This is a genomic window from Leptotrichia sp. HMT-225 (assembly GCF_030644325.1).
Lineage (GTDB): Bacteria > Fusobacteriota > Fusobacteriia > Fusobacteriales > Leptotrichiaceae > Leptotrichia > Leptotrichia massiliensis.
The window spans coordinates 93,097-115,355 of record NZ_CP130323.1 but is presented as its reverse complement, the minus strand read 5'-3'; the positions used below and the strand labels follow the sequence as shown (position 1 = coordinate 115,355).

Here is a 22,259-nt window from a genome sequence, read left to right as displayed (position 1 = left end):
TTATGATTTATAATCTCCGTTATTCGCTTTTAACATCATCAAGTACAATATACTGCTCAAACGATTTAATGCTTTTAGCATATCCAGCCTTTCCACTTTTCCTTCCTTGTAAAAAGCGTCTACTGCGGAAAGCTCACATTCCCTTGACAAAGCTCTCAAATAATTTATATCAATAACCGATTCATCAAAATCTATATTTATTTCAAACAAATGTCCTGTTTTATAATATTTTATTGTATTGTGAGTTATATCCTTTAATGTGTCAATATCGTATCCAAGAACATCTCTTTCCTGAAATGGTGTATCGGTCATTTCGCTTATAAATAAGTCCCGTACAAATCTATATGTCTGTGCAAAGTCGCTTTCCAGCTTCTTGTTTTTTTCATACTTTTTCCAATATTTTATTATTTCAGCTTGTAAAATATCAAATTTCCCTCTTAAAATGATTCTTTTATGATTTTTTACAACTAAATTATCCCCAAAAAGCTGAGTCATGAATTCAGGCTTTTTATCATAAATAGCCCCTGTCACATAATCTCTGTATTCTCTCTTTTTGACAACTTTTTCTTCAGAAGTATTAGCGGGAGAGTCTTTAACTTTGTTTACATCATCTGATCCATTATTTACAACTTGCTCCTGTGATTTTTTGATTCTAAAATCAATTTTTTTTACATTTAAAAACTCTCTTGCTGATGGTGTGAGAATGTCTTTTTCAGTTATTTGTACTTTTTCAAGCTGCCCTTCCTTATCTAATTTTCTAAGCATTCCTTCTGTTATAACAGGCATTTTTTATCACACCCTATCTATTTTTTTATAATTCCGTCCAATACTTTTCTTATGATATCTTCAATTTCGTTTTCATTTACTCGTGAATTATCAACCGAACATGTATTTACACATGAACCTTCTTCTTTCAATTCTTCCAGTTCTTTTGTACCATAAGCTACTCTTCTAATATTTATTAGATTTAAAGGTCCTATATTGTCAGAAGTTGCACTTCCTCCAACTGTTCCACATCCTAATGTGAATGCAGGTATAAGGTTAGTTGTTGCTCCAACTCCTCCAAGTGCCGCAGGTGTATTTACAAGTAATCTTGAAACTGGTTTTTTCAATGAAAATTCTCTTACGATATTTTCGTTGTTTGTATGCATTGACATTGTGTGCCCAATTCCTTCATTTTCAAGAATTTCTATACATTTTTCACATGCTTTTTCCCAAGTTTCTTCTGTATAAAATCCTAATACAGGACATAATTTTTCTCTTGAATATGGATTTAAATGAGAAACTTCTGTTTCTTCAGAAACAAGTACTTTTGTAGTTGTAGGAACTGTTATTCCAGCCATTGCAGCTATATACAAAGCTGTTTTCCCTACTATTTTCGGATTCATTGTGTTGTTAGCTCTCATTAGAATTTTTCCAACTTTTTCTCTTTCATCTTTATTCAAGAAATATGCACCTTGTCGTTTCAATTCATCAACAACTTGATGTTTTATTACTTCTTCTGTAACAATTGACTGTTCTGACGCACAGATTACCCCATTGTCAAAAGTCTTACTGTCTATTATTCGTTTAACTGCTTTTCTAATGTCTGCACTTCTTTCAATAAATGAAGGTCCATTTCCAGGTCCTACTCCTATAGCAGGCGTTCCAGAACTGTAAGCAGCTCTTACCATAGCTTCTCCACCTGTTGCCAAAATCAATGAAGTCTTTTTATGTTTCATAAGCTCTTGTGTTGCTTGTAATGTAGGAGTCTTTATAACTCCAATTAATCCTTTTGGAGCTCCTTTTCTTTCTGCAGCTCTTATTAAGTATTCCGCAGTTTTTATTATACAGTCCTTCGCATTTGGGTGTGGGCTTACAATTACTGCGTTTCCTGCTTTTAATGAAATCATTATTTTATATATTGTTGTTGAAGTTGGGTTTGTTGATGGAATTAAAGCCGCGATTATACCCATTGGAACTCCTATTTCAGTTATTCCATTTTCTTTGTCTTCACAAATTATTCCTTTTGTCTTCTGATCTTTCAAAGTTTCATATACACCAACTGATGCCAATCTGTTTTTTAGCACCTTATCTTCCCAACGTCCAAATCCTGTTTCTTCGTTAGCTAGTTTTGCCAGTTCCACTTCATGTTTTTGAGCTTCTTCAGCTATTTCCTTTACTATTTCATCAATTTGAGCTTGTGAGAACTGACTGTATTCTTCAAATGCTTTACTTGCACTATTTAATAAATCTCTTACTTCTTGTATTGATTGCAAATCTTTATCCATAGTTTGTCCTTTCTATAAATAATCACTGTTGTCTGATTACTTTAAGTTCTCTTATTCACCCTCAACTACTCTTGCTTTTGGCAATATAGCCTCAATTTCAGTATGAGGACGTGGAATTACATGAATTGAAATTAATTCTCCAACTCTTTCTGCTGCTGCAGCTCCTGCATCTGTTGCAGCCTTAACAGCTCCTACATCTCCTCTTACCAATACTGTTACTAATCCTCCACCTACGTGTTCTTTTCCAATTAATGTAACATTTGCAGCTTTTACCATTGCATCTGCAGCTTCTACTGCCGCTACTAATCCTTTAGTTTCAATCATTCCTAATGCATTTAATGTTGCCATCTCTATTCCTCCTGATTATTTTTTATCAAAATTTCTATTAATTTTTTCTTTGGCATTGTCTTTATCTGGTTCCAAGTGTACCCAAGTTTAAGACTGTTTACTTTTGTCTTTAAATCTGCCACCTTCATGTCCTGATAATGTTTTTTTGCCTTTTTTATCTCTTCTTTTGTTTCTTCATCTTTTTTTTTTAAAGTTTCTGTTACTGAAACTTCTTCATTTTCCTGAATAATATCGTTTTGTTGTTCTGCTTCTTCATTTTCTGTTATTTCCTGAATTACTTCTTCTGGTTTTTCTTCTGTTTCAATTTTTTCTGTAATATCTTCAGATTGCTCTTCAGTCACTTTATTTTCATTTTGAATATCTGAATTTTCATCTACTGCCTGCTCAACCACTTCTTCTGGAACTATTTCAACTTCGATTTTTTCATTTTCATTGTCTAATTCTTCAATAATTTTTTCATCATTTTGCACAGTGTCAGTTTGTTTATCAGATTTTTTCCCAATATCACTTATCAGAATTTTCTTTGTTTCAGAAGCCACTCTTGCAATAACGTTACTGCTCAGGAAATTTCCAAGCCTTTTGGCACTTTCACTTGCGGCATCCACAGCGGCATTTACAGCAGCTACATCTCCCATAACCTCAATGGTTACAATTCCACCTTTTACATAATAGCAGTTTGTAAGTGTTACATTAGCTGCCTTCAAGGCGGCATCTGCAGCTTCTATTGCCGTTACAAGCCCCCGTGTCTCCACATATCCGTATGAATCCATCTATCTATCACCTTCTTGTCTACTCGGAAGCATCTTCCAAATATTTTACAAGCTCCTCAATTCCTTCGTTTTCATAAGAACTTACAACAAAAACTTGTTCAGCTCCTGCATTTTCCAATATTTCACAAGCCTTTTTCACATCTCCGCCCAAATCAGATTTAGTTACAATTCCAATTACAGGCTTTGTAAAAGCTGTTGAAAATCCTGGCGGAAACACATTATGCTCTTCGTCACACGCTTGTACCATCCCTATAACATCACAATCATACGAGCTTACAATTAGTGCTTTGTAAAGCATTCTATTTTCCATATATTCGCCTGGAGTGTCAAGTATGTCGTTAGAATACGTTAACATCTGTGTTTTTTCATATTTTATATCCAGTCCATGTATTCTCTGAGTTAATGTTGTTTTACCGCACATGGATTTCCCTATTAAAAGTATTCTTTTCAATTTTATGACCTCGTTATTTGAGTTATGCTAAATTTTAATATATTTGCAAAGTAGGAAACTACCTCATTTACAGCAGCATCTACGCTACCTACATCTCCGCTTATTACAACGGATCCTGTAAATCTGTCAACAAATCCTATTTCAACTCCAGCACTTTTCGTAGCTAGATCTGCGGCAATTATTGCTGCTTCTCCTGGAGTTATTGTCAAAATTCCGATAGCATTTACCTTGTTTTCATGAAGTCCTATTTTTTTTGATAAATCTCTTTGGGGATTTGCAATTATATGAGCCAATGTTAGTTGCCTACCAGGCACATATTCCTGTATCATTCTCTGTTTTTTTTCTTCTTCCATTTAACAAATCCTTTCTAAAACTTATTTTATCTAGGCAAAATAGTTTCTACTTCCGCATGTGGACGTGGAATTACATGAATTGAAATCAATTCTCCAACTCTTTCTGCAGCAGCAGCTCCTGCATCTGTCGCAGCCTTAACAGCTCCCACATCTCCTCTTACAAGAACTGTTACTAATCCTCCACCTACATGTTCTTTACCAATTAATGTTACGTTTGCTGCTTTTACCATTGCATCCGCAGCTTCTATCGCAGCCACTAATCCTTTTGTTTCTATCATTCCTAGTGCATTTAATGTTGCCATAGTTATTACCTCCTAAATTTTTTTATAAATAGTTTTATTTTTTTATAAAATTATTTATACTATTCTCTTCCTTTTGGCAAAATAGTTTCTACTTCCGCATGTGGACGTGGAATTACATGAATTGAAATCAATTCTCCAACTCTCTCTGCAGCAGCAGCTCCTGCATCTGTAGCAGCCTTAACAGCTCCTACATCTCCTCTTACAAGTACTGTCACTAATCCTCCACCTACATGCTCTTTACCGATCAATGTAACATTTGCTGCTTTTACCATTGCATCTGCAGCTTCTATTGCAGCTACTAATCCTTTTGTTTCTATCATTCCTAATGCATTTAATGTTGCCATATCTTTCCTCCTAAAATTATTTTTTATTTGACAAATAATTTAATTTTGATTTCACCTCCTTCTCTAAAATTATATAATAAATTATTAAATTAGCAAAAATAAAAAAGGAACTAAAAAATCAAATAATTTTTCAAGCTCCTTTGCTCCAAAATATTATTGTACTCCATATTTTAATTTATAATTGCAATTTTGTTATTGTTACTATTTTGTTTATATTACTTCGTTGTAATATAAGCTCTATATTGAGTATACTATGATTTTTCATTTTGTCAATACTTTATAACAAAAAAAAATTTAAAATTATATTTAAGTTTATATAAGTAGATTTAAAAACAGCATATAATGAAAGGTTAAGATATTGCAAAATAAAATTATCAAAATTTGAATAAACCATTATAAACTTTTAGATATTTTTATAAATATTGACTTATAAATAAAAACGTTGTAGAATAAACATATAAATATGATAAATCAGAAAAATATATTTAATAAGGAGAATTATATAAGTATGAAATACAAAGGTAAAGAATTTGAATGTGGAACTGTTAAAGTAGGAGAAAGGGGGCAAATTGTAATCCCAAAATCTATTAGAGAAGAACTTAATATTAATTCTGGAGATAATTTGATTGTTTTAGGTAATAAGGAAGAAGGAATTCGTATAATAGTTGCAAACAGTTTAGAGGAATTAGCTCGAATTGTCTTGAATGATAAAAAGAAATAAATTACAAAATTATAAAAAAGGGAGAAATATAAAATGAAAGTTATTATAATAGGAGGCGTTGCAGGAGGAGCAAGTACAGCTACAAGGCTTAGAAGATTGGATGAAAATATAGAAATAAAAATTTTTGAAAAAAGTAATTATGTCAGTTTTGCTAACTGCGGTCTTCCTTACTACATAGGAAATGTTATAAAAGAAAGGCAAAATCTTATATTAGAGAGCCCTGCTACCTTTAAAAATAAATTTAATATTGAAGTAATAATAAACAGTGAAGTTATTTCAATAAACCGTGAAAAAAAAGAAATTACAGTCAAAGATTTGAAAAAAAACATTGAATATATTGAGAATTATGATAAACTTGTTATTTCTACAGGTGCCGAACCTTTTATCCCTAACATAAAAGGTTTAAATAAAGACAACTCTCTGACATTGAGAAATATAGAAGATATGGATTATATAAAAAATTATATTAAAAAAAATAATCCAAAAAATGTTGCTATTATAGGTGCTGGATTTATTGGAATTGAAATAGCTGAAAATCTTGTTAATATTGGATTAAATGTTACACTTATTGAAAAAGCAAAACAAGTTATGACTTCCGTTGATTTTGAAATTGCTTCATTTATTCATCAGGAATTAAAAAATAATAATATATCTCTATTTTTAGAAACTGATATTTTAGAAATTATAAAAGATGAAAATAATAAGATAACAATAAAAACTTCCTCAAAAGAAATTAAAACTGATATGCTTATTGTGTCTATTGGGGTTAGACCTCTTTCAAAACTTGCTTACGAATGCAATCTAAAACTTACAGATAAAGGATATATTTCCGTTAATGAGTATCTCCAAACAAGCGATAACGATATATTTGCCTTAGGTGATGTAGTTGAAATAAATATGTCTGTTTTAGATAAAATCCTTCCTGTTCCACTAGCCGCTCCTGCAAATAAACAGGGAAGAATTGTAGCAGGAAATATTCTTGGAAAAAAAGAATATTACAAAGGAACTGTCGGAACGACAATAGCTAAAATTTTTGATTTAACAGTTTCATCTACAGGAGTAAATGAAAAAATGTTATTAGCTGAAAAAATTAATTATAAAAATGTGACAATAATTAAAGGGAATCATGCTGGATATTATCCTGGTGCCGAAGATATTGTATTAAAAATTTTATTTCATCCTGAAACAGGAAAAATTTTTGGTGCCCAGGGAATTGGTAAAAATGGCGTGGATAAACGAATTGACATTATTTCAACTGCTATTTTTTCAAATTTGTCTATTTTTGAACTTGGAGATATTGATTTTGCCTATGCTCCAGCTTACAATTCTGCAAAAGATATTGTAAATTATGCTGGATTTATGGCTAAAAATATTGTATTTGATAAAATGGAGCAGGTGCAATGGAATGAACTACAGGGAAAAGAATTGCTAGATATAAGAACTCCTGAAGAATACGAGCTCAATCATATAAAAAATGCTAGAAATATTCCTTTAAATGAGTTACGAAATAGACTAAGCGAACTTGACAAAGAAAAAGAATATGTTGTCTATTGTAGAATAGGGCTAAGAGGCTATAATGCCCAGCGAATACTTACTTCATATGGCTTTAAAGTTTTTAACTTAAATGGGGGAACCACTATTTATTATTCAGCTACAAAAGAACAGGGCAATAAAATCTTTTTTAAATACAATGAAAATAAGATTCCTTATAAAATAGAAACAAATGATAAAGCAGAAATTATACTTGATACTTGCGGAACACAATGTCCTGGACCTATTTTGAAAGTCAAAAATGTAATTCAAGAAATGAAGGAAGGTGAGACTCTTTTAGTGAAGTCAAACGATTCAAGTTTTGAAAATGATATAAAAGCTTGGACGCAAAAAACTGGAAATATCCTTTTAAATACAATTAAAGAAAAAGGAATAACATCAGCTTTTATAAAAAAAGGTAAAAAAAATGATGGTTTTTTTTCAAAAAATAATTTTAATACTTTTGAGAATAATTCCAGTCCTTCTACAACTTTTTTAGAAAAAAAGAGTACATTAGTCATATTTAGTGGAGATTTTGACAAAATTTTTGCTTCTTTAATAATTGCCAATGGTTCTCTCGCAATGGGAAATAAAGTTTCAATGTTTTTTACATTCTGGGGATTAAATGCTCTTAAAAAAGAAAATTATAAAACAAAATATAAAAAAAATCTACTCGAGAAAATGTTTAATTTTATGCTTCCTAAAGGTCCTAAAAAATTGCCTGTATCAAAAATGAATTTTGGTGGAATTGGAAGAAAAATATTTGATTTTATAATGAAAAAGAAAAATATAGAAACACTGAATTCCTTACTTTCTGAATTTACAAAAAATGGTGGAAAAATAATTGCTTGTACAATGTCAATGGAGGTTATGGGAATAAAAAAAGATGAATTACTTGAAAATATTGAATATGGTGGAGTAGCTGCTTATATGGGAGAAGCTGACAATTCCAATCATAATTTATTTATATAAATTTATCAGTAAAATACCTTTAAATCAATATTTATAAAATATTTTATTATTGTTAATTTTTATTTGTATAAAAACATACTCCATAAAAAAAGACATAACCTTGATTTTACTCAATAATTATGTCTTTTCTTTATTCCAATTAAAGCCAATAACAGCTTATCTTATTTTAATATTTTTTGCTCAAACTTTTTACCACCATAATAAACCATATATTTTTTATCTTGTAATGCTCCTGGATTTACAAATATTATTCCACCTTTTTCTGCCATAAATTCTTTATGTGTATGTCCAAAAACGCAAATCTCAGCTTTTTCTAAATGAGCTTTTTTTTCTAATTCTTCAAGTGTCGTTTTTACACTATATAGATGTCCGTGTGTTAATAGCACCTTTTTTCCCATCAAATCAAATATTTTAGTTTCTCTAGACTCATAATCATCCATATCAGTATTACCTTTTACAATGGCAAAAAGTACATCTCTGTAGACCAACGACATATCAATTGCATCTGTACTGTGATCTCCTCCAAAAATTACAATTTCTGGTTGCTCCAGATCGATTACTTGTTGAAAATAATCAAGCCTTCCGTGACTATCGGAACAAATCAATACTTTCATTAAATCTCCTCTCTCCATATTCCTTTTTTGTTTATTTCTCCATTGAAAAAAACTTTTACATACTTAATTTTAAAATCAAACTTCGATAAACATACTCTAAAACGATAATATAAATATTTTAACATTACATTTTTGTCCTAAAGTTTATTCATCTTTAGTCCAATTTAAAGGAGTTTTTAGTATACAAATTTAGCAAAATATCCTAAACTCCAAATATTTTTAGTAATTAATTTATTATTTATTATAACACACTTTTTAATTTATTCCTAATTTTCTATATTATATATAAGAAACAACATTTACGTTAATGCCAGTTCTATTATAATCCAAAAGATTTTATAAAGTATATTATTTTTATTATAATTTTCTTTATTTTTAAGAATTTCTAAAAAATCTAAATTATAATTACTACATAAAAATACTATTTTACCTTTTATTTAGGCGTGTTTTGCTTGTGAAATATAGCACAATTAATTATATTAATTTTATAACTATTTTAAATTACAACTTATTTTGTTCTAAAAATGAAATGATTATAGAAAATTTTTTGTTTAAAAAAATAATATACTCAAATATTTTTTTTATATGATTTTTTATCCCAAAATTTTTAACCAATATAGCTTTTTATATATTCTAACTATATTTTTATAATTAAAAAATAAGTTATGATGTTTTTGGTATAGTTTTTTAAAAAAAAATTGCAAAAACAAATGCTTTACAAAGAAAATCACAAAAATATATTAGTATAACTAATATATATTTACTCAAACAGAAATTATATTTGTATTTATAAAAACTGTTTGAGTAATATAATCATAACTTTGAGTTTGGGTCTAAAATGGTTTTACTATACTATAAAAATCGGTTTTTGAAGATTTTCTAGTATTCTAACTCCTAGCTTACCAGTAATTCTTTCCACCATTACTGTGTATCTCAAATCACCCATTAAGACTAGGTCATAGTTTTGAGCTTCATTCATAATTGTCTTGAATGTATCTCCTTTTTTGTGAATAAGGTTGTAATTGTCCCCAAAACGTTCAGCTAGGCTATTTTCATCATCTTCTTCGACATTTACACGTAATACATCCACTTTTTGCTCCCCAAATATATGGAAGAAAGTAAATAATGTTTTATTTGCATTATAAGCTCCATCATCAAGCAGCATTAAATTGTCCAATTTGAAATCTTCCACATTTGGTAAAATAATTAGTGGTTTGAAAATACTTCTTAAAATTTCCTTTAGCACTGAAGTTACTTTTTCATTTTTTACAAGAACAAGCAAATCATATTTTTTTAACTCTTCCAGTACAATTTCAGATGTCTCACCATCTTTTGTATAAAAATTTGAAATATCAGAAGTCATTTTTTCTTTTAATTTTTTTACAGTTTTTTCCTCAAGTTCCCTGTATTCCTTAAAAGCGTAATTTGCTCCAATATTTAGTCCCATTCCTTCTATGCTAACAGGAAATACCTCATATTTCAGGACATCCTTAATGTAAATAACGTCAACATCAGCGTTATATTTTTGCTTGAAAACTTTTGCAAAATTAACCAATGGCTGTATTTCGTTTTCCGCCGTAACTAAAAATAATGCTTTTTTTTGTAACATTTTAACCACTTCCTTCTATATGATAATTTTTTTTATCCTATTTATTGTTCATCTTCAATCAATTCAGGCTCTTCTGTAATTTTTACCACTGAAGCAATTTTTTCATTATTTCTAACTTTCATTATTCGTACACCAGATGCCGAACGCCCTATTACCGACACGTTATTAACGCTCGTTCTAATCAATGTTCCTTCTGACGTAATAAGCATAATTTCATCATTTTCTGTAACAATTTTTACATCTACGATTTTCCCAGTTTTATCATTAAGTTTTGCATTGATAATCCCTTTTCCGCCTCTAGATGTAAGTCTATATTCTGATAACTTAGTACGTTTTCCATATCCTTCCTCAGTAATTGTAAGAATTCTCATTTCATCATTATTCATTTCTGAATTAATAATTGCGGCTCCTACAATTTTGTCCTTATCCCTAAGAGTTATACCTTTTACTCCTGCTGCTCCAGTTCCCATACTTCTTACATCTTTTTCAGAGAATCTAATCGCAATACCGTTTCTTGTAGCGGCAAATACTTCGTCCTCACCAGTTCCGCTTGTAAGCCCAATATACATAACTTCATCATCATCATTTAACTTAATTGCACGTTTTCCAGCTTTTTTAATGTTGTCAAACAATGTCAGTTCAGATTTTTTAACAACTCCGTTTCGTGTTACAAAGAATAAGTTTTTATTTTTTTCAAATTCCCGAACTCTTATTATTGTGCTGACTTTTTCATCAGTATCTAGATTTATAATGTTTCCAATCAGTTTTCCACGTGCCTGTTTTCCAGTTTCAGGGATTTCATACACTTTTATGCTGAATACTTTTCCTTTCGTTGTGAAAATAAGTAATGTATCAAGAGTTTTTGCTATGTACATATCTTTTACAACATCGTCTTCTATTGTATTTGTAGCATTTACTCCGATTCCACCACGTTTTTGAGAACGGTAAGTGTCGATTGCTACACGTTTTACGTAACCTTTTTCTGTAAGTGTTACAACAACTTCTTCGTCCTTAATTAAGTCTTCTATGCTGATTTCGGCTCTTGCATTTCTGATTTCAGTTCTACGTTCATCACCAAAATCTTCTTTTAATTTAAGTGCCTCCTCTTTAATTATACCATATATTTTTGAATCGTCAGATAAAATTCCAGTTAATTCTTCAATTAATAGCATAAGTTCGTTATATTCCTGATTAATTTTATCTCTTTCAAGTCCAGTAAGCCTTTGCAATCTCATATCCAGAATTGCTTTTGCCTGAATTTCTGAGAATCCAAATTTTGCAATTAATTCAGTCCGTGCAACATTTGCATCCTTTGAAGCACGTATAATTCTAATTACTTCCTCAATGTTATCAAGTGCAATTTTGAACCCTTCCAAGATGTGAGCTCTATTTTTAGCCTTTTTCAACTCAAATTCAGTTCTTCTTGTAATTACTTCAAATCTATGTTCCAGATATTTCTGAAGAACCTGCTTTAAATTCAACACTCTTGGTGCATTATCCACAAGTGCAAGCATAATTACACCAAATGTATTTTGTAAATCAGTAAATTTATAAAGGCTGTTCAGAATCAATTCACTTTCTTCACCTTTTTTCAGCTCAATTACAATTCTGATACCATCCCTGTCAGTTTCATCCCGCAAGTCAGATATTCCAGTAATTTTCTTCTGTCTTACCAAATCAGCAATTTTTTCAATAAGTCTGGCTTTATTTACCTGATATGGTAATTCTGTAACAATAATCGACTCTTTCCCAGTTTTTGAAGTTTCAACTTCCACACGTCCTGCAACTCTTAGCTTTCCACGTCCAGTTCTATACGCATCATAAATCCCCTGTTTTCCGTTAATTATACCTCCAGTTGGAAAATCTGGACCTTTTATATACGTAATCAGTTCATCAATCGAAATTTCAGGATTATCAATCAATGCGACAATTCCATCAACGACTTCTCCTAGATTATGTGGCGGAATATTTGTAGCCATTCCAACGGCAATCCCGTTTGCTCCATTTAGCAATAAATTTGGAAGTTTAGCAGGCAATACAACCGGCTCATCCAAACTTTCATCAAAGTTCTTTCTGTAATCAATCGTATCTTTTCCAATATCCGCAAGTAATTCTTCAGTAATTTTAGCCATTCTAGCTTCTGTATACCGCATTGCCGCCGCTTCATCCCCATCAATCGAACCAAAGTTCCCATGTCCGTCAATAAGTTCATATCTCATATTAAAGTCCTGTGCCATTCTAACCATTGCACCATAAACTGAAGAATCTCCGTGTGGATGGTATTTCCCCAGTACATCCCCGACAATCCTTGCTGATTTTTTAAACGGAGTCTTATGGCTCATTCCCATTTCACTCATGGAAAACAAAATTCTTCTATGCACAGGCTTTAATCCATCACGTACATCAGGCAACGCACGGCTAACAATTACACTCATCGAATAATCCAAATAAGCCGCCTTTATCTCATCCTCAATATAAACATTAGATTCATTTGATAAATCCGTAGCCTTAGGCAATCCTTCCACAATGATTTCCCTATCATCGTTCTCATCCATTTCCGTTATCTCTTCTTCTCTTTCATCGTCATCTCTAAAATCGTCTGACATCCTGCACCTCTTTTCTTTTCTTTTACTTTACAATCCACCTTCTCAAAATTCCACAACCTAACTTGTATATTTATCTATTAAACATCTTTTATAAAATAAATTTTTGCTAACAAATGTTATTCCTATAATTTCTATATCTTCTTCTTTTTTTAAGCAAGGGAAATCAATCGCCATTTCCCTTGCATCCCTGGCTCGTCTAAGCATTTTTTGAAAATAAAAATTAAACTCGCTTTGCTCAAACAGAAATTTTTATTTCCAAAAAATCACGACAATTTTAATCTAATTACAACAGTTGATTTAACTAAATCAAAATCAAACAAAATTTCGTTAGAAGAAAAATAGCTAAACACGAATGTGTTTCTTTCACCATAATTTTTACATTAAATACCATTTATTTGAATCATTTTAACTTTTTATTGTGAAAGTGAGCTTTTGGAATCTATTTATGAGTTAAGTAACTTCTATTTTTCTTTTATAAGAAAGTTTTGCGTCAAGCGGGTGTGCAGAGGTATGGCGTCTGATACCTCTGTGTTAAAAAAATTAATATAAATAAAATAAGAAAAAATAATCATTAACCAAAATATCTTAAAATAAAAAATAAATTATATATCCAGATTTCTTACGTAGTTTGCATTATCCTCAATAAACTTCCTTCTCGGCTCAACTTTATCCCCCATCAGAATATTAAACATTTTATCGGCATAAGAAGCGTCTTCCATTGATACTTTTAATAACGTTCTTACTTCTGGATCAAGAGTTGTTTCCCAAAGCTGTTCTGGGTTCATTTCTCCAAGCCCTTTGTAACGCTGGATTGTATATTTTCGTCCTTCTCCTTCCAGTACTCTTGTCACTTGTTTCATCTGATCGTCTGAATAGGCGTATCTGATTGCTTTTCCAGCCTGAATTTTATATAAAGGCGGCTGTGCGATATAGATGTAGCCTTCATTTATTAATTCTCTTAGATGTCTGTAGAAGAAAGTTAGCATTAATGTTCTGATGTGAGCTCCGTCAACATCAGCATCTGTCATAATTACGATTTTATGGTATCTTAGTTTTTTTAAGTCCATTTCTTCGCCAAATCCAGCTCCAAAGGCTGTAATCATTGCTCTAATTTCTGCATTTTCAAGAGCCTTGTGCACTCCTGATTTTTCTACATTCAAGATTTTTCCACGAAGAGGCAATATTGCCTGAAATCTTCTATCTCTTCCTTGTTTTGCAGAACCTCCTGCTGAGTTTCCTTCGACTATGAAAATTTCTGATTCAGCTGGATCTTTTGAAGAGCAGTCTGCCAACTTTCCAGGAAGTGATCCTACTTCCAACGTATTTTTTCTAAGTACAAGTTCTCTTGCTTTTTTCGCAGCTTCTCTTGCTCTTTTTGACATTGCCATTTTCTCAATAACTCTTTCAGCATCTTTGGGATGATCTTCAAGATAAAATTTCAGGTTGCTTCCAACAATATTTGAGACAATTCCTGTAACTTCACTATTTCCAAGTTTTGTTTTTGTCTGCCCTTCAAATTGAGGCTCAGGTATCTTTACACTTATTACACAGACAAGACCTTCTCTTACATCTGTTCCTTGAAATGTCCCATTTTTATCTTTAATTAAGTTCATCTGCTTTGCAATATCATTTATTGTTCTTGTAAGTGCTGTTCTAAATCCGCTAACGTGAGTCCCACCTTCGTGAGTATTTATATTATTTACAAATGAATAAACTGTTTCTCTTTGTGAAGTTGTGTAATTCATCGCAATTTCCACTTCCACAAATTTTGCACTTCGCTGTTTTATCACTGGGTTTCCGTTTTCATCCTCAGCTTCCACTTCCTTCGCTTCCTCAATTTGCATCGTATCAGCCATATAAATTACATCATCAATTATTTTTTCCTCATCTATAATTTCATTTAAAAAATCCTTTATTCCACCCTCAAATAAAAATTCTTCAGCTTTTACATTTTCAGCATTTCTTTCATCAGCCAGTTCAATTTTTAAGCCTTTATTCAAATATGCCAATTCTTTTAGACGTGATTCCAATACAGAATAATCGTAAACTGTTGTTTCAAATATTTCATCATCAGCTTTAAATCTTACTACAGTCCCATGTGCACCATCGTCTGCCACGCCAATTTCCTCCACAGGCGAAGTTGGAACACCACGCTGATATGTCTGTCTAAAAATCTTTCCATCACGTGTTACAGTTGCCTCAAGCCATTCTGACAAAGCATTTACGACAGATACCCCAACTCCGTGAAGTCCACCTGACACTTTATAATTATCATTGTCAAATTTCCCTCCGGCGTGAAGTACAGTAAGTACAACTTCTAAAGTTGATTTTCCAGTTTTGTGCATTCCTACAGGGATTCCACGTCCATTATCAGATACTTCGATAATATTTCCTTCAAGTATCTTTACAGTAATTTTATCACAAATTCCAGCAAGTGCCTCATCCACACTGTTATCTACAATTTCCCATACTAGATGGTGAAGCCCACGTGCTGAAGTTGATCCAATATACATTCCTGGACGTTTTCTAACTGCTTCCAGCCCTTCCAGAACAGTAATCGCCTCTGCTCCATAATTATTATCCATTATTTATTTCCTCCATTTTATCCAAAACTTTTCATATTTTTTATAAAATATGATAAAATCTATTTTCCAACACAAAAATTCCCAAATACATGATCTAAAATATCCTCAGACGATATTTCCCCAGTAATTTCCGAAAGCGAGTCTAACGCTTCTTTCAAATCCACAGAAATCAAGTCCATCGGAAGACCCATATCTATTGTTTCAAAAATATTTCTTATTGCGTCTTTTGTTTTTTCAAGTGCTGTTTTGTGACGAATATTTGTAATTATTAGTTTTTCTGATGAGTTTTCCACATCTTCTTCCACAATGTATGAATAGATTTTTTCCTGCATATCTTCAATTCCAATATTGTCTTTTGCAGAAATTTCAACAATATTTTCCAAGTTATGCCCTTCAAGATTAATTTTTTTATTTAAATCAATCTTATTTAATAATACTATAACTTTCTTTTTATTTTCTTTTATCTGATTTATAACTTCTATATCCTCATTTTCCAGCTCCTTTGAAGCATCCAGTACAAGAAGCACCAAATCAGCCTTTTCAATAAACTGTTTAGATTTTTCCACACCAATATTTTCAACAATGTCATCAGTTTTTCTAATTCCTGCTGTATCCACCAGAACTAATGGAATTCCTTTTATATTGATTATTTCCTCAATAACATCTCTTGTAGTTCCAGCAATATGCGTTACAATAGCACGTTCTTCACGAAGCAAAGCATTTAGCAATGTAGATTTTCCGACATTTGGTTTTCCCACAATAACAGTCTTTATTCCCTCTTTTATTTTTTTTCCTGTGTCATACGAGTCAATTAACCGATTTGCTTCTTCATATACTTTTTCCAGATTATCTCTAAGTTCTACTGGCAACGGATCGTCAATTCCTTCTTCAGGATAATCCAGCACTACATTTACATGTGCTGTAATATCTAGCAAAGCCTTCTTAAATTCATTAACTTTATCACGCAAGTCCCCTCTTAACTGATCGAGCGACAGTGATACGCTCTTTTCTGTTTTTCCCTGAATAATATCCATAACCGCCTCAGCCTGTGACAAGTCTATACGTCCATTCATAAATGCTCGCTTTGTAAATTCACCACTTTCAGCATGTCTTGCTCCATTTCTTAACACAAGTTCAAGCACTTTTTCCGAAACAAGCGTTCCACCGTGGCAATTTATTTCCACAATATCTTCACAAGTATAGCTTTTGGGAGCTTTTAGCCTTACAGCCATTACTTCATCTACTATTTTTTCTCCATCCTTGATAAATCCATAATTTAATTTATAAAAACCCAAATCAGCATTTGGGTTTTTTTTAATAAATATTTTGTCCAGTATTTCAAATGATTTATCGCCGGATATTCTTATTATGGCAATCCCGCCTTCACCTTTTGGAGTGGAAATCGCCGCAATTGTATCAAACAACATTTTATCCCTCTATTTTCTAAAATCATTTTATTTTTATTTTATATTACACTAAACTGTTTAAAAAATCTTTTTTCAAACAATCTAACTCAATTTTTTAAAATTTTTCATCTAATTTTTTAATAACCAAATATCTTTTTGGCTCTTCCCCAACACTTTCAGTTTGTAATCCCTTCATAAAGGAAACTTCCTCATGAATGATTTTACGTTCACGTGCTGACATTGGATTTAATTTTATGGCGTTTCCTGTTGAAAGAACTGCTTTTCCTTTTTTTCTTGCCAAATCTCTTAATGATTTTTCACGTTTTTCCTTATAGTTATTGGAATCCACAACTATTTTTATATTTTTAAACTGTCTTGTTGTGCTTAACAAGTATTCAAAGCTGTTTAATGTGTTTCCTTTTTCGCCAATTAAAAATCTCATATCTTTTCCATCAAGAATAACCAAGTATTTGTTGTTGTTTTCTTTTTTTATATTAACAATTCGTATATCCATTTTTATATTTACAATAAACTCTTTAAAAAATGCCCTGATTTTGTCTATATTTGTATCAGGTTGATTTGTAACAGATTTTTCTTTACTTTCTGAATTTTCGTTTTTGTAATTTTTTTTATTGTTATTTTTTGGATAATTATTTCCATTTTCTTTTTTTGTCTCTTTTTTTACATTATTATTTTCACTTTGTGTTTTTGTTTTCTCTACTTTTGTTTTATTTTCATTGGTTTTTAACTCTGATTTTTTTACAATCTTAACTTCATATTCGCCTTTTATATTGATAAACAATATTTTTTTAGGATGTTTTAAAACTTTTACCTGATAAGTCTCATCTTCCTTTAGCGTCAAGGAACGGCTTACCATATTTTTAAGTTCTTCCTCATTTTGTGCCTTTAATACTATCTTTTCCATCATCACTTCTTCCTTTCAAAATGAAATACTGCTGAACTAGTGACAAAGCTCCTGAAACTAAGTAATACAATGTTACCCCAGATGGCATATTGTAAAATATGAATAACATCATAATTGGCATCATGTATAACATCGTCTGCATCTGCTGATTACTTTCTTGTCCACTAGTTGCACTTGCCATGATTTTTTGCTGAATATATGTAACTCCCACATTTAAAATAGGTAGTAAATTAAATGCGAAATTTCCCATCATAAATAATCTGTCAGGCTGTTTTAGTGTAAACCATAAAAATTTAGCATCTGCTGGAATTGCATTTCCGCTAAAAGCCCAATATAGTGCCACAAATATTGGCATTTGAATTAATAGTGGCAAACATCCTCCTAATGGATTTACCCCATTTTCTCTGTACAGTTCAGCCGTTTTTTGTTGATATTCTTGTGGACTATCTTTGTATTTTTCTTTTATTTTATCAAGTTCTGGTTGTAAATCTCTCATTTTTTTCATTGACTTTTCTTGCTTTAATGTCAATGGAAACACAATTATTCTCATTAAAATTGTAACAATAATTATTGCTACACCATAATTTCCTACAACACCATATATTGCGTTTAGTACATGTACGACAAAATCAACAAGTGCCTGTATTTTAAACATATATTATTTCCTCCACTTTTTTATTTTAACGGATCGTATCCTCCCTTATGAAAAGGATGACATTTTAATATTCTTTTGATTGCCAGATAACTCCCTTTTACTGCTCCATATTTTATTATTGCCTGTTTTGAGTATTCTGAGCATGTTGGGTAAAATCTGCATCGTCTTCCTAAATATGGAGAAATACCCTTTTGATAAATTTTTATTAAAAATAATAATATTTTTTTCATTATTTTATTACCTTGTTTATATCTTTTTCAATATCTTTATATTTTAATTTTTTTATTTTTTCTTTTAAGACAGATTTGCCTACAAATATATAATCTGTATTTTTTTTAAATTTATCTTTATGTATTTTTACAAATTCTTTAAATATTCTTTTGATTCTATTTCGTTGAACTGCATTTCCAGTTTTTTTACTTGCTACAAAGCCAAATCGTTGTTCGTTATTTAGATTTTCCTTTATAAAAATAATAGCATACTTTGTATGCATTTTTTGTGATTTGTTATATATTAATGAAAAATCCTTTGATTTTTTTATTTTGTTAATAGACATATTTCTCTTCTTTTTGTTAAAATGAGTGAGAGCTTAATATATTAAACTTCTTTAAAATTAGACAAAAAAATCAACTAAACATGTATTTATGGATAGTTTTAACTTTTGTGTCCAGTTTTAAAGAGGTTTTAGGTATAAGAAAGCTCTCTTAATATTTAGATTAATGCTTTTAAAAACCCAGTGTTGAATTTAACACCGGGTTATGCTGATAATTTAGCTCTTCCTTTAGCTCTTCTTCTTTTCAAAACATTTCTTCCGCTTTTATTTTGCATTCTTTTTCTAAATCCATGATCTTTTTTTCTTTTTCTTTTATTTGGTTGATATGTTCTTTTTGTCATTCTTTTTCCTTTCTATCTTAGTTTTAAAAAATTATTGTCTTTTATAGACATTATATACAATATTCAAAAAAAAGTCAAGTTCAATGCTTTATTCAAAAAGTAAATTTTATTTAATTTATTTGTTATAAAATTTTATACAGAATTTTTTATCCACAATTCTATAATATATAATAGTATATATATAATTAAATATATTATTATTATACATTGTGGAAATGTGGGAACATTGATAAATAAAGGGATTGACAGATAAAAGTCTGTGGAAAACTTTTACCAAATTTGTGGAAAAATATTATCAACAAAATTGTAAACATAATTACCAACAGAATTTGTGGATAAATTAAAAGTATGTGGATAATGTGTGGAAAGATACTGAAAATGGATGTAATTAATTTTTGTGGATAAAAATTTAAAAAGGAAAATTTTTTGATAAACAGCAGAAAAATATTATATTTTTTATGTGGAAAAGTCTGTGGAAAACTTTTGTTTAAAATCTTGATTATTTATTTTATTTATGTTATAGTAAAATTAAATAAAAGTACAAATTTAAAGGGAAAATTAATAAACGAGTTTACTAAACAAAATGCGAGAAAATTAAAAATTTTTATTCATAATTAAAATTAACTAAAAAGGAGAGAAAAGTAAATGGATATTGAGAAATTGTGGGAAAAAATAAAAAAAATAATGAAAAAAAGGGTAAACGAGGCAGAATTTGAGGCATTTTTTAACAATGTGGAAGTAGGAAAGCTGGAAGATGGAAAACTTACACTTGTATGCAATTCAAAGCTGATACAGCAGAATATGGAAAAGCATAAAAGCCAGATGGAAGATATTGTGGAAATTGTAACAGATGAGGAAGTTACTATAAACTTTGAAGTAAAACAGCAGGATGTAATGACATATAAGGCTGAAACACATAGTTTTTCAAAAGATACAAAGGAAAAAATCCAAGTTTTCCACACAGGTTTAAACCCGAAACATAGACTAGACAACTTTGTTGTAGGGGAAAATAGTAAACTTGCATATAACGCCTGTCTTGCAGTTGTCAACAATCCAACGCCAGTTTATAACCCGCTTTTTATCTATGGAAGTTCAGGACTTGGTAAAACCCATTTGATGCAAGCTGTGGGAAATGCAATATTGGAAAATAATCCAAGCAAGCGTGTATATTACTCAACTTCAGAAGAATTCGCAAATGAATTTTTTAAAGTTTTAAACAGCGGACGTATTCAGAATTTTCGTGATACTTTCCGTGCTTTGGATGTGCTTCTTTTAGATGATATACAGTTTTTTGAGAAGGTGTTTGGACGTGGTGAAGGAACTGTGGAAGAAGAGTTTTTTCACACATTTAATAAACTTCAGGAACTTGGAAAACAGATAATAATGATAAGTGACAAGTCGCCAAAGGAAATAAAAAATCTGTCAAAACGTCTCGAATCAAGATTTTTATCAGGTTTGACAGTAGAAATTCAAAGCCCAGGTTACGAAACTCGTATGATGATTTTGAAAAATATGGCAAAGACACAAGGAATTGAAATAGACGACAGCATTCTTGAATACATATCAGATTCTCTTGATACAAATGTAAGAGAATTGGAAGGAACATTAACAAACTTAAACGCACGTGCAAAACTTTTAAACGAACAGATAACAATGCAGCTGGTACAAGAAATGCTTATGCACAACGTAAAACGTGAACAGTCTAAAGTAACAGCCAAAAAAGTAATAGAAATGATTTCTACACAATATGGTGTCAGCGTAACTGACATGAAATCTAAAAAACGTCAGAAAAAAATAGTAGAAACAAGACAAATTGCAATGTATCTTTTAAAAAATAACGATGAACTGGATCTAAGCTTAACAGCAATTGGTGGACTTTTTGGCGGAAAAGATCATAGTACAGTTATAAGTAGTATCAGAAAAATTGATAAAAAAACGAAGGAAGATGTTGTGTTCAAAAAAGAAATTGAAGCTTTGAACAAGAAGATTTTTAGAGCTTAAAAAAATTGTGGAAAATGTGGAAAGAATGTTGAAAATTTTGTGGAAAAAAAATGATAATATTTTAAAAATTATCCACAGTTGAAAAAGTTTTCTACATAGATTATTTTTATAAAAAAATTTTAGCAAAAAAATTAAATTATATTTAATAAAATAAATTGTAAAATTGTAATGTGTAAAAACAAAAATTAATTTCCACTATATGTTGAAAATTTATACACAAAAATTGTGGAAAAATTTAATCAAAAATATAGTATTAAAACAAGTTTTGTGGAAAAATAAAATTTTATTGTGTAAAACTAAAATTTAGATATCCACAATAATAAACAAAATTTTCCACATTTGTGGATAAATCAAAAAAAATTAATTTTAAATTAAAGAAAAATTGTGATAGAATAATAAAAATAAAAACATATAAATTTTCTCCACATATGAAAAAATTAATTCCACAATTTAAGAAGAAAAAAAATTCACAAAGGAATTCTTTAAAAATAAGAATATATTATAACTGTGGAAAAGATGTGGAAATATTTGTGGGAAAAGTTTTACACGGATAAATAAAGTTTTCCACAGTAAAATTAAGCATTAGTTTGGTTAATGGTTGAGAGTAATATTAGTTCAAATTTACTAAAAAAATATGAATATAAATTATGGAGGAAAATTAATGAAAAATATAAATAATGAAATTGAAGAAGTTGTTATAAATACTGAATTTATAAAATTGGATCAGCTTTTGAAGTGGGCAAACTTTACAGGTTCTGGAGTGGAAGCGAAAATGTTTATTTTGAATGGAGAAGTGAAAGTAAATGATGCTGTGGAAACTAGACGTGGAAAAAAAATTTATGATGGGGATGTTGTGGAGTTTGCTGGAGAAAAAGTTGTTGTGAGGGCAACGCATTAAATAGT

Annotated in this window: 24 protein-coding genes; 5 read left to right on the top strand and 19 right to left on the bottom strand. The window is 30.4% G+C overall.

The features are described from left to right. From QU666_RS00520 to QU666_RS00485, 8 genes are read right to left on the bottom strand one after another with little or no spacing between them, the layout of a single operon-like run. Nucleotides 1–786 carry an ATP--cob(I)alamin adenosyltransferase gene (locus tag QU666_RS00520; RefSeq protein WP_021768572.1) on the bottom strand — a complete coding sequence of 262 codons (786 nt, stop codon included), beginning with the start codon at nt 784–786 and terminating at the stop codon, nt 1–3. 17 nt (nt 787–803) lie between these two features. Then, on the bottom strand, nt 804–2,270 hold the full coding sequence (locus tag QU666_RS00515; RefSeq protein WP_021768573.1) for an acetaldehyde dehydrogenase (acetylating): 1,467 nt from the start codon (nt 2,268–2,270) through the stop codon (nt 804–806). Between the two features lie 51 nt (nt 2,271–2,321). Then, nucleotides 2,322–2,618: a BMC domain-containing protein gene (locus QU666_RS00510; protein ID WP_299573832.1), complete on the bottom strand. Its 297-nt coding sequence runs from the start codon at nt 2,616–2,618 to the stop codon at nt 2,322–2,324. Between the two features lie 2 nt (nt 2,619–2,620). Beyond that, nucleotides 2,621–3,388, bottom strand: coding sequence for a BMC domain-containing protein (locus QU666_RS00505; RefSeq protein WP_021768724.1), 768 nt, complete (start codon nt 3,386–3,388; stop codon nt 2,621–2,623). Nucleotides 3,389–3,407: 19 nt separating this feature from the next. Next, the gene (locus tag QU666_RS00500; RefSeq protein ID WP_026745881.1) at nt 3,408–3,839 is read right to left on the bottom strand and encodes a EutP/PduV family microcompartment system protein; all 432 of its coding nucleotides are present in this window, start codon (nt 3,837–3,839) and stop codon (nt 3,408–3,410) included. A gap of 2 nt (nt 3,840–3,841) precedes the next feature. After that, on the bottom strand, nt 3,842–4,192 hold the full coding sequence (gene eutS, locus QU666_RS00495) for an ethanolamine utilization microcompartment protein EutS (RefSeq protein WP_021768725.1): 351 nt from the start codon (nt 4,190–4,192) through the stop codon (nt 3,842–3,844). A 26-nt stretch (nt 4,193–4,218) separates the two neighbouring features. Continuing rightward, nucleotides 4,219–4,494: a BMC domain-containing protein gene (locus QU666_RS00490; protein WP_006805317.1), complete on the bottom strand. Its 276-nt coding sequence runs from the start codon at nt 4,492–4,494 to the stop codon at nt 4,219–4,221. A 59-nt stretch (nt 4,495–4,553) separates the two neighbouring features. After that, nucleotides 4,554–4,838 carry a BMC domain-containing protein gene (locus QU666_RS00485; protein ID WP_021770241.1) on the bottom strand — a complete coding sequence of 95 codons (285 nt, stop codon included), beginning with the start codon at nt 4,836–4,838 and terminating at the stop codon, nt 4,554–4,556. Nucleotides 4,839–5,346: 508 nt separating this feature from the next. Here QU666_RS00485 and QU666_RS00480 point away from each other — a divergent pair. Both QU666_RS00480 and QU666_RS00475 read left to right on the top strand, forming a co-directional pair. Then, nucleotides 5,347–5,559, top strand: coding sequence for an AbrB/MazE/SpoVT family DNA-binding domain-containing protein (locus QU666_RS00480; RefSeq protein ID WP_036071990.1), 213 nt, complete (start codon nt 5,347–5,349; stop codon nt 5,557–5,559). Nucleotides 5,560–5,592: 33 nt separating this feature from the next. Further along, on the top strand, nt 5,593–8,061 hold the full coding sequence (locus QU666_RS00475; protein WP_021770243.1) for a CoA-disulfide reductase: 2,469 nt from the start codon (nt 5,593–5,595) through the stop codon (nt 8,059–8,061). Nucleotides 8,062–8,222: 161 nt separating this feature from the next. On the opposite strand, the gene QU666_RS00470 is transcribed toward QU666_RS00475, so the two are convergent. The 11 genes from QU666_RS00470 to rpmH form a co-directional block, all read right to left on the bottom strand. Next, entirely contained in the window at nt 8,223–8,675 is a 453-nt protein-coding gene (locus QU666_RS00470) for a YfcE family phosphodiesterase (RefSeq protein WP_036071994.1), read from the bottom strand. An 847-nt stretch (nt 8,676–9,522) separates the two neighbouring features. Next, on the bottom strand, nt 9,523–10,284 hold the full coding sequence (locus QU666_RS00465) for a GntR family transcriptional regulator (RefSeq protein WP_036071780.1): 762 nt from the start codon (nt 10,282–10,284) through the stop codon (nt 9,523–9,525). Between the two features lie 41 nt (nt 10,285–10,325). Then, nucleotides 10,326–12,890: a DNA gyrase subunit A gene (gyrA, locus tag QU666_RS00460; RefSeq protein ID WP_021770046.1), complete on the bottom strand. Its 2,565-nt coding sequence runs from the start codon at nt 12,888–12,890 to the stop codon at nt 10,326–10,328. Nucleotides 12,891–12,947: 57 nt separating this feature from the next. Next, nucleotides 12,948–13,094, bottom strand: a complete 147-nt coding sequence (locus tag QU666_RS00455) for a hypothetical protein (RefSeq protein ID WP_304984850.1) — start codon at nt 13,092–13,094, stop codon at nt 12,948–12,950. 398 nt (nt 13,095–13,492) lie between these two features. Next, complete coding sequence (gyrB, locus tag QU666_RS00450) at nt 13,493–15,475, bottom strand: DNA topoisomerase (ATP-hydrolyzing) subunit B (RefSeq protein ID WP_021769809.1); 1,983 nt, start codon at nt 15,473–15,475, stop codon at nt 13,493–13,495. 59 nt (nt 15,476–15,534) lie between these two features. Beyond that, complete coding sequence (mnmE, locus tag QU666_RS00445; protein ID WP_021769810.1) at nt 15,535–16,902, bottom strand: tRNA uridine-5-carboxymethylaminomethyl(34) synthesis GTPase MnmE; 1,368 nt, start codon at nt 16,900–16,902, stop codon at nt 15,535–15,537. A 94-nt stretch (nt 16,903–16,996) separates the two neighbouring features. After that, nucleotides 16,997–17,806, bottom strand: a complete 810-nt coding sequence (locus tag QU666_RS00440) for a R3H domain-containing nucleic acid-binding protein (RefSeq protein WP_036071512.1) — start codon at nt 17,804–17,806, stop codon at nt 16,997–16,999. Beyond that, on the bottom strand, nt 17,775–18,461 hold the full coding sequence (locus QU666_RS00435) for a YidC/Oxa1 family membrane protein insertase (protein WP_021769812.1): 687 nt from the start codon (nt 18,459–18,461) through the stop codon (nt 17,775–17,777). The genes QU666_RS00440 and QU666_RS00435 overlap by 32 nt, the downstream gene beginning before the upstream one ends. A gap of 20 nt (nt 18,462–18,481) precedes the next feature. Continuing rightward, nucleotides 18,482–18,691 carry a membrane protein insertion efficiency factor YidD gene (gene yidD / locus QU666_RS00430; RefSeq protein WP_021769813.1) on the bottom strand — a complete coding sequence of 70 codons (210 nt, stop codon included), beginning with the start codon at nt 18,689–18,691 and terminating at the stop codon, nt 18,482–18,484. Beyond that, nucleotides 18,691–19,017, bottom strand: a complete 327-nt coding sequence (gene rnpA, locus QU666_RS00425; RefSeq protein WP_021769814.1) for a ribonuclease P protein component — start codon at nt 19,015–19,017, stop codon at nt 18,691–18,693. Before rnpA ends, yidD begins: the two co-directional genes overlap by 1 nt. A 200-nt stretch (nt 19,018–19,217) precedes the next feature. Then, nucleotides 19,218–19,355, bottom strand: a complete 138-nt coding sequence (gene rpmH, locus QU666_RS00420) for a 50S ribosomal protein L34 (protein WP_006805377.1) — start codon at nt 19,353–19,355, stop codon at nt 19,218–19,220. Nucleotides 19,356–20,000: 645 nt separating this feature from the next. Here rpmH and dnaA point away from each other — a divergent pair. From dnaA to yaaA, 3 genes are all read left to right on the top strand, one after another. Further along, entirely contained in the window at nt 20,001–21,356 is a 1,356-nt protein-coding gene (gene dnaA / locus QU666_RS00415) for a chromosomal replication initiator protein DnaA (RefSeq protein WP_021769816.1), read from the top strand. A gap of 428 nt (nt 21,357–21,784) precedes the next feature. Then, complete coding sequence (locus QU666_RS00410; RefSeq protein ID WP_304984849.1) at nt 21,785–21,910, top strand: hypothetical protein; 126 nt, start codon at nt 21,785–21,787, stop codon at nt 21,908–21,910. Nucleotides 21,911–22,017: 107 nt separating this feature from the next. After that, nucleotides 22,018–22,254: a S4 domain-containing protein YaaA gene (yaaA, locus tag QU666_RS00405; RefSeq protein WP_198012140.1), complete on the top strand. Its 237-nt coding sequence runs from the start codon at nt 22,018–22,020 to the stop codon at nt 22,252–22,254. Nucleotides 22,255–22,259: the final 5 nt, after the last annotated feature.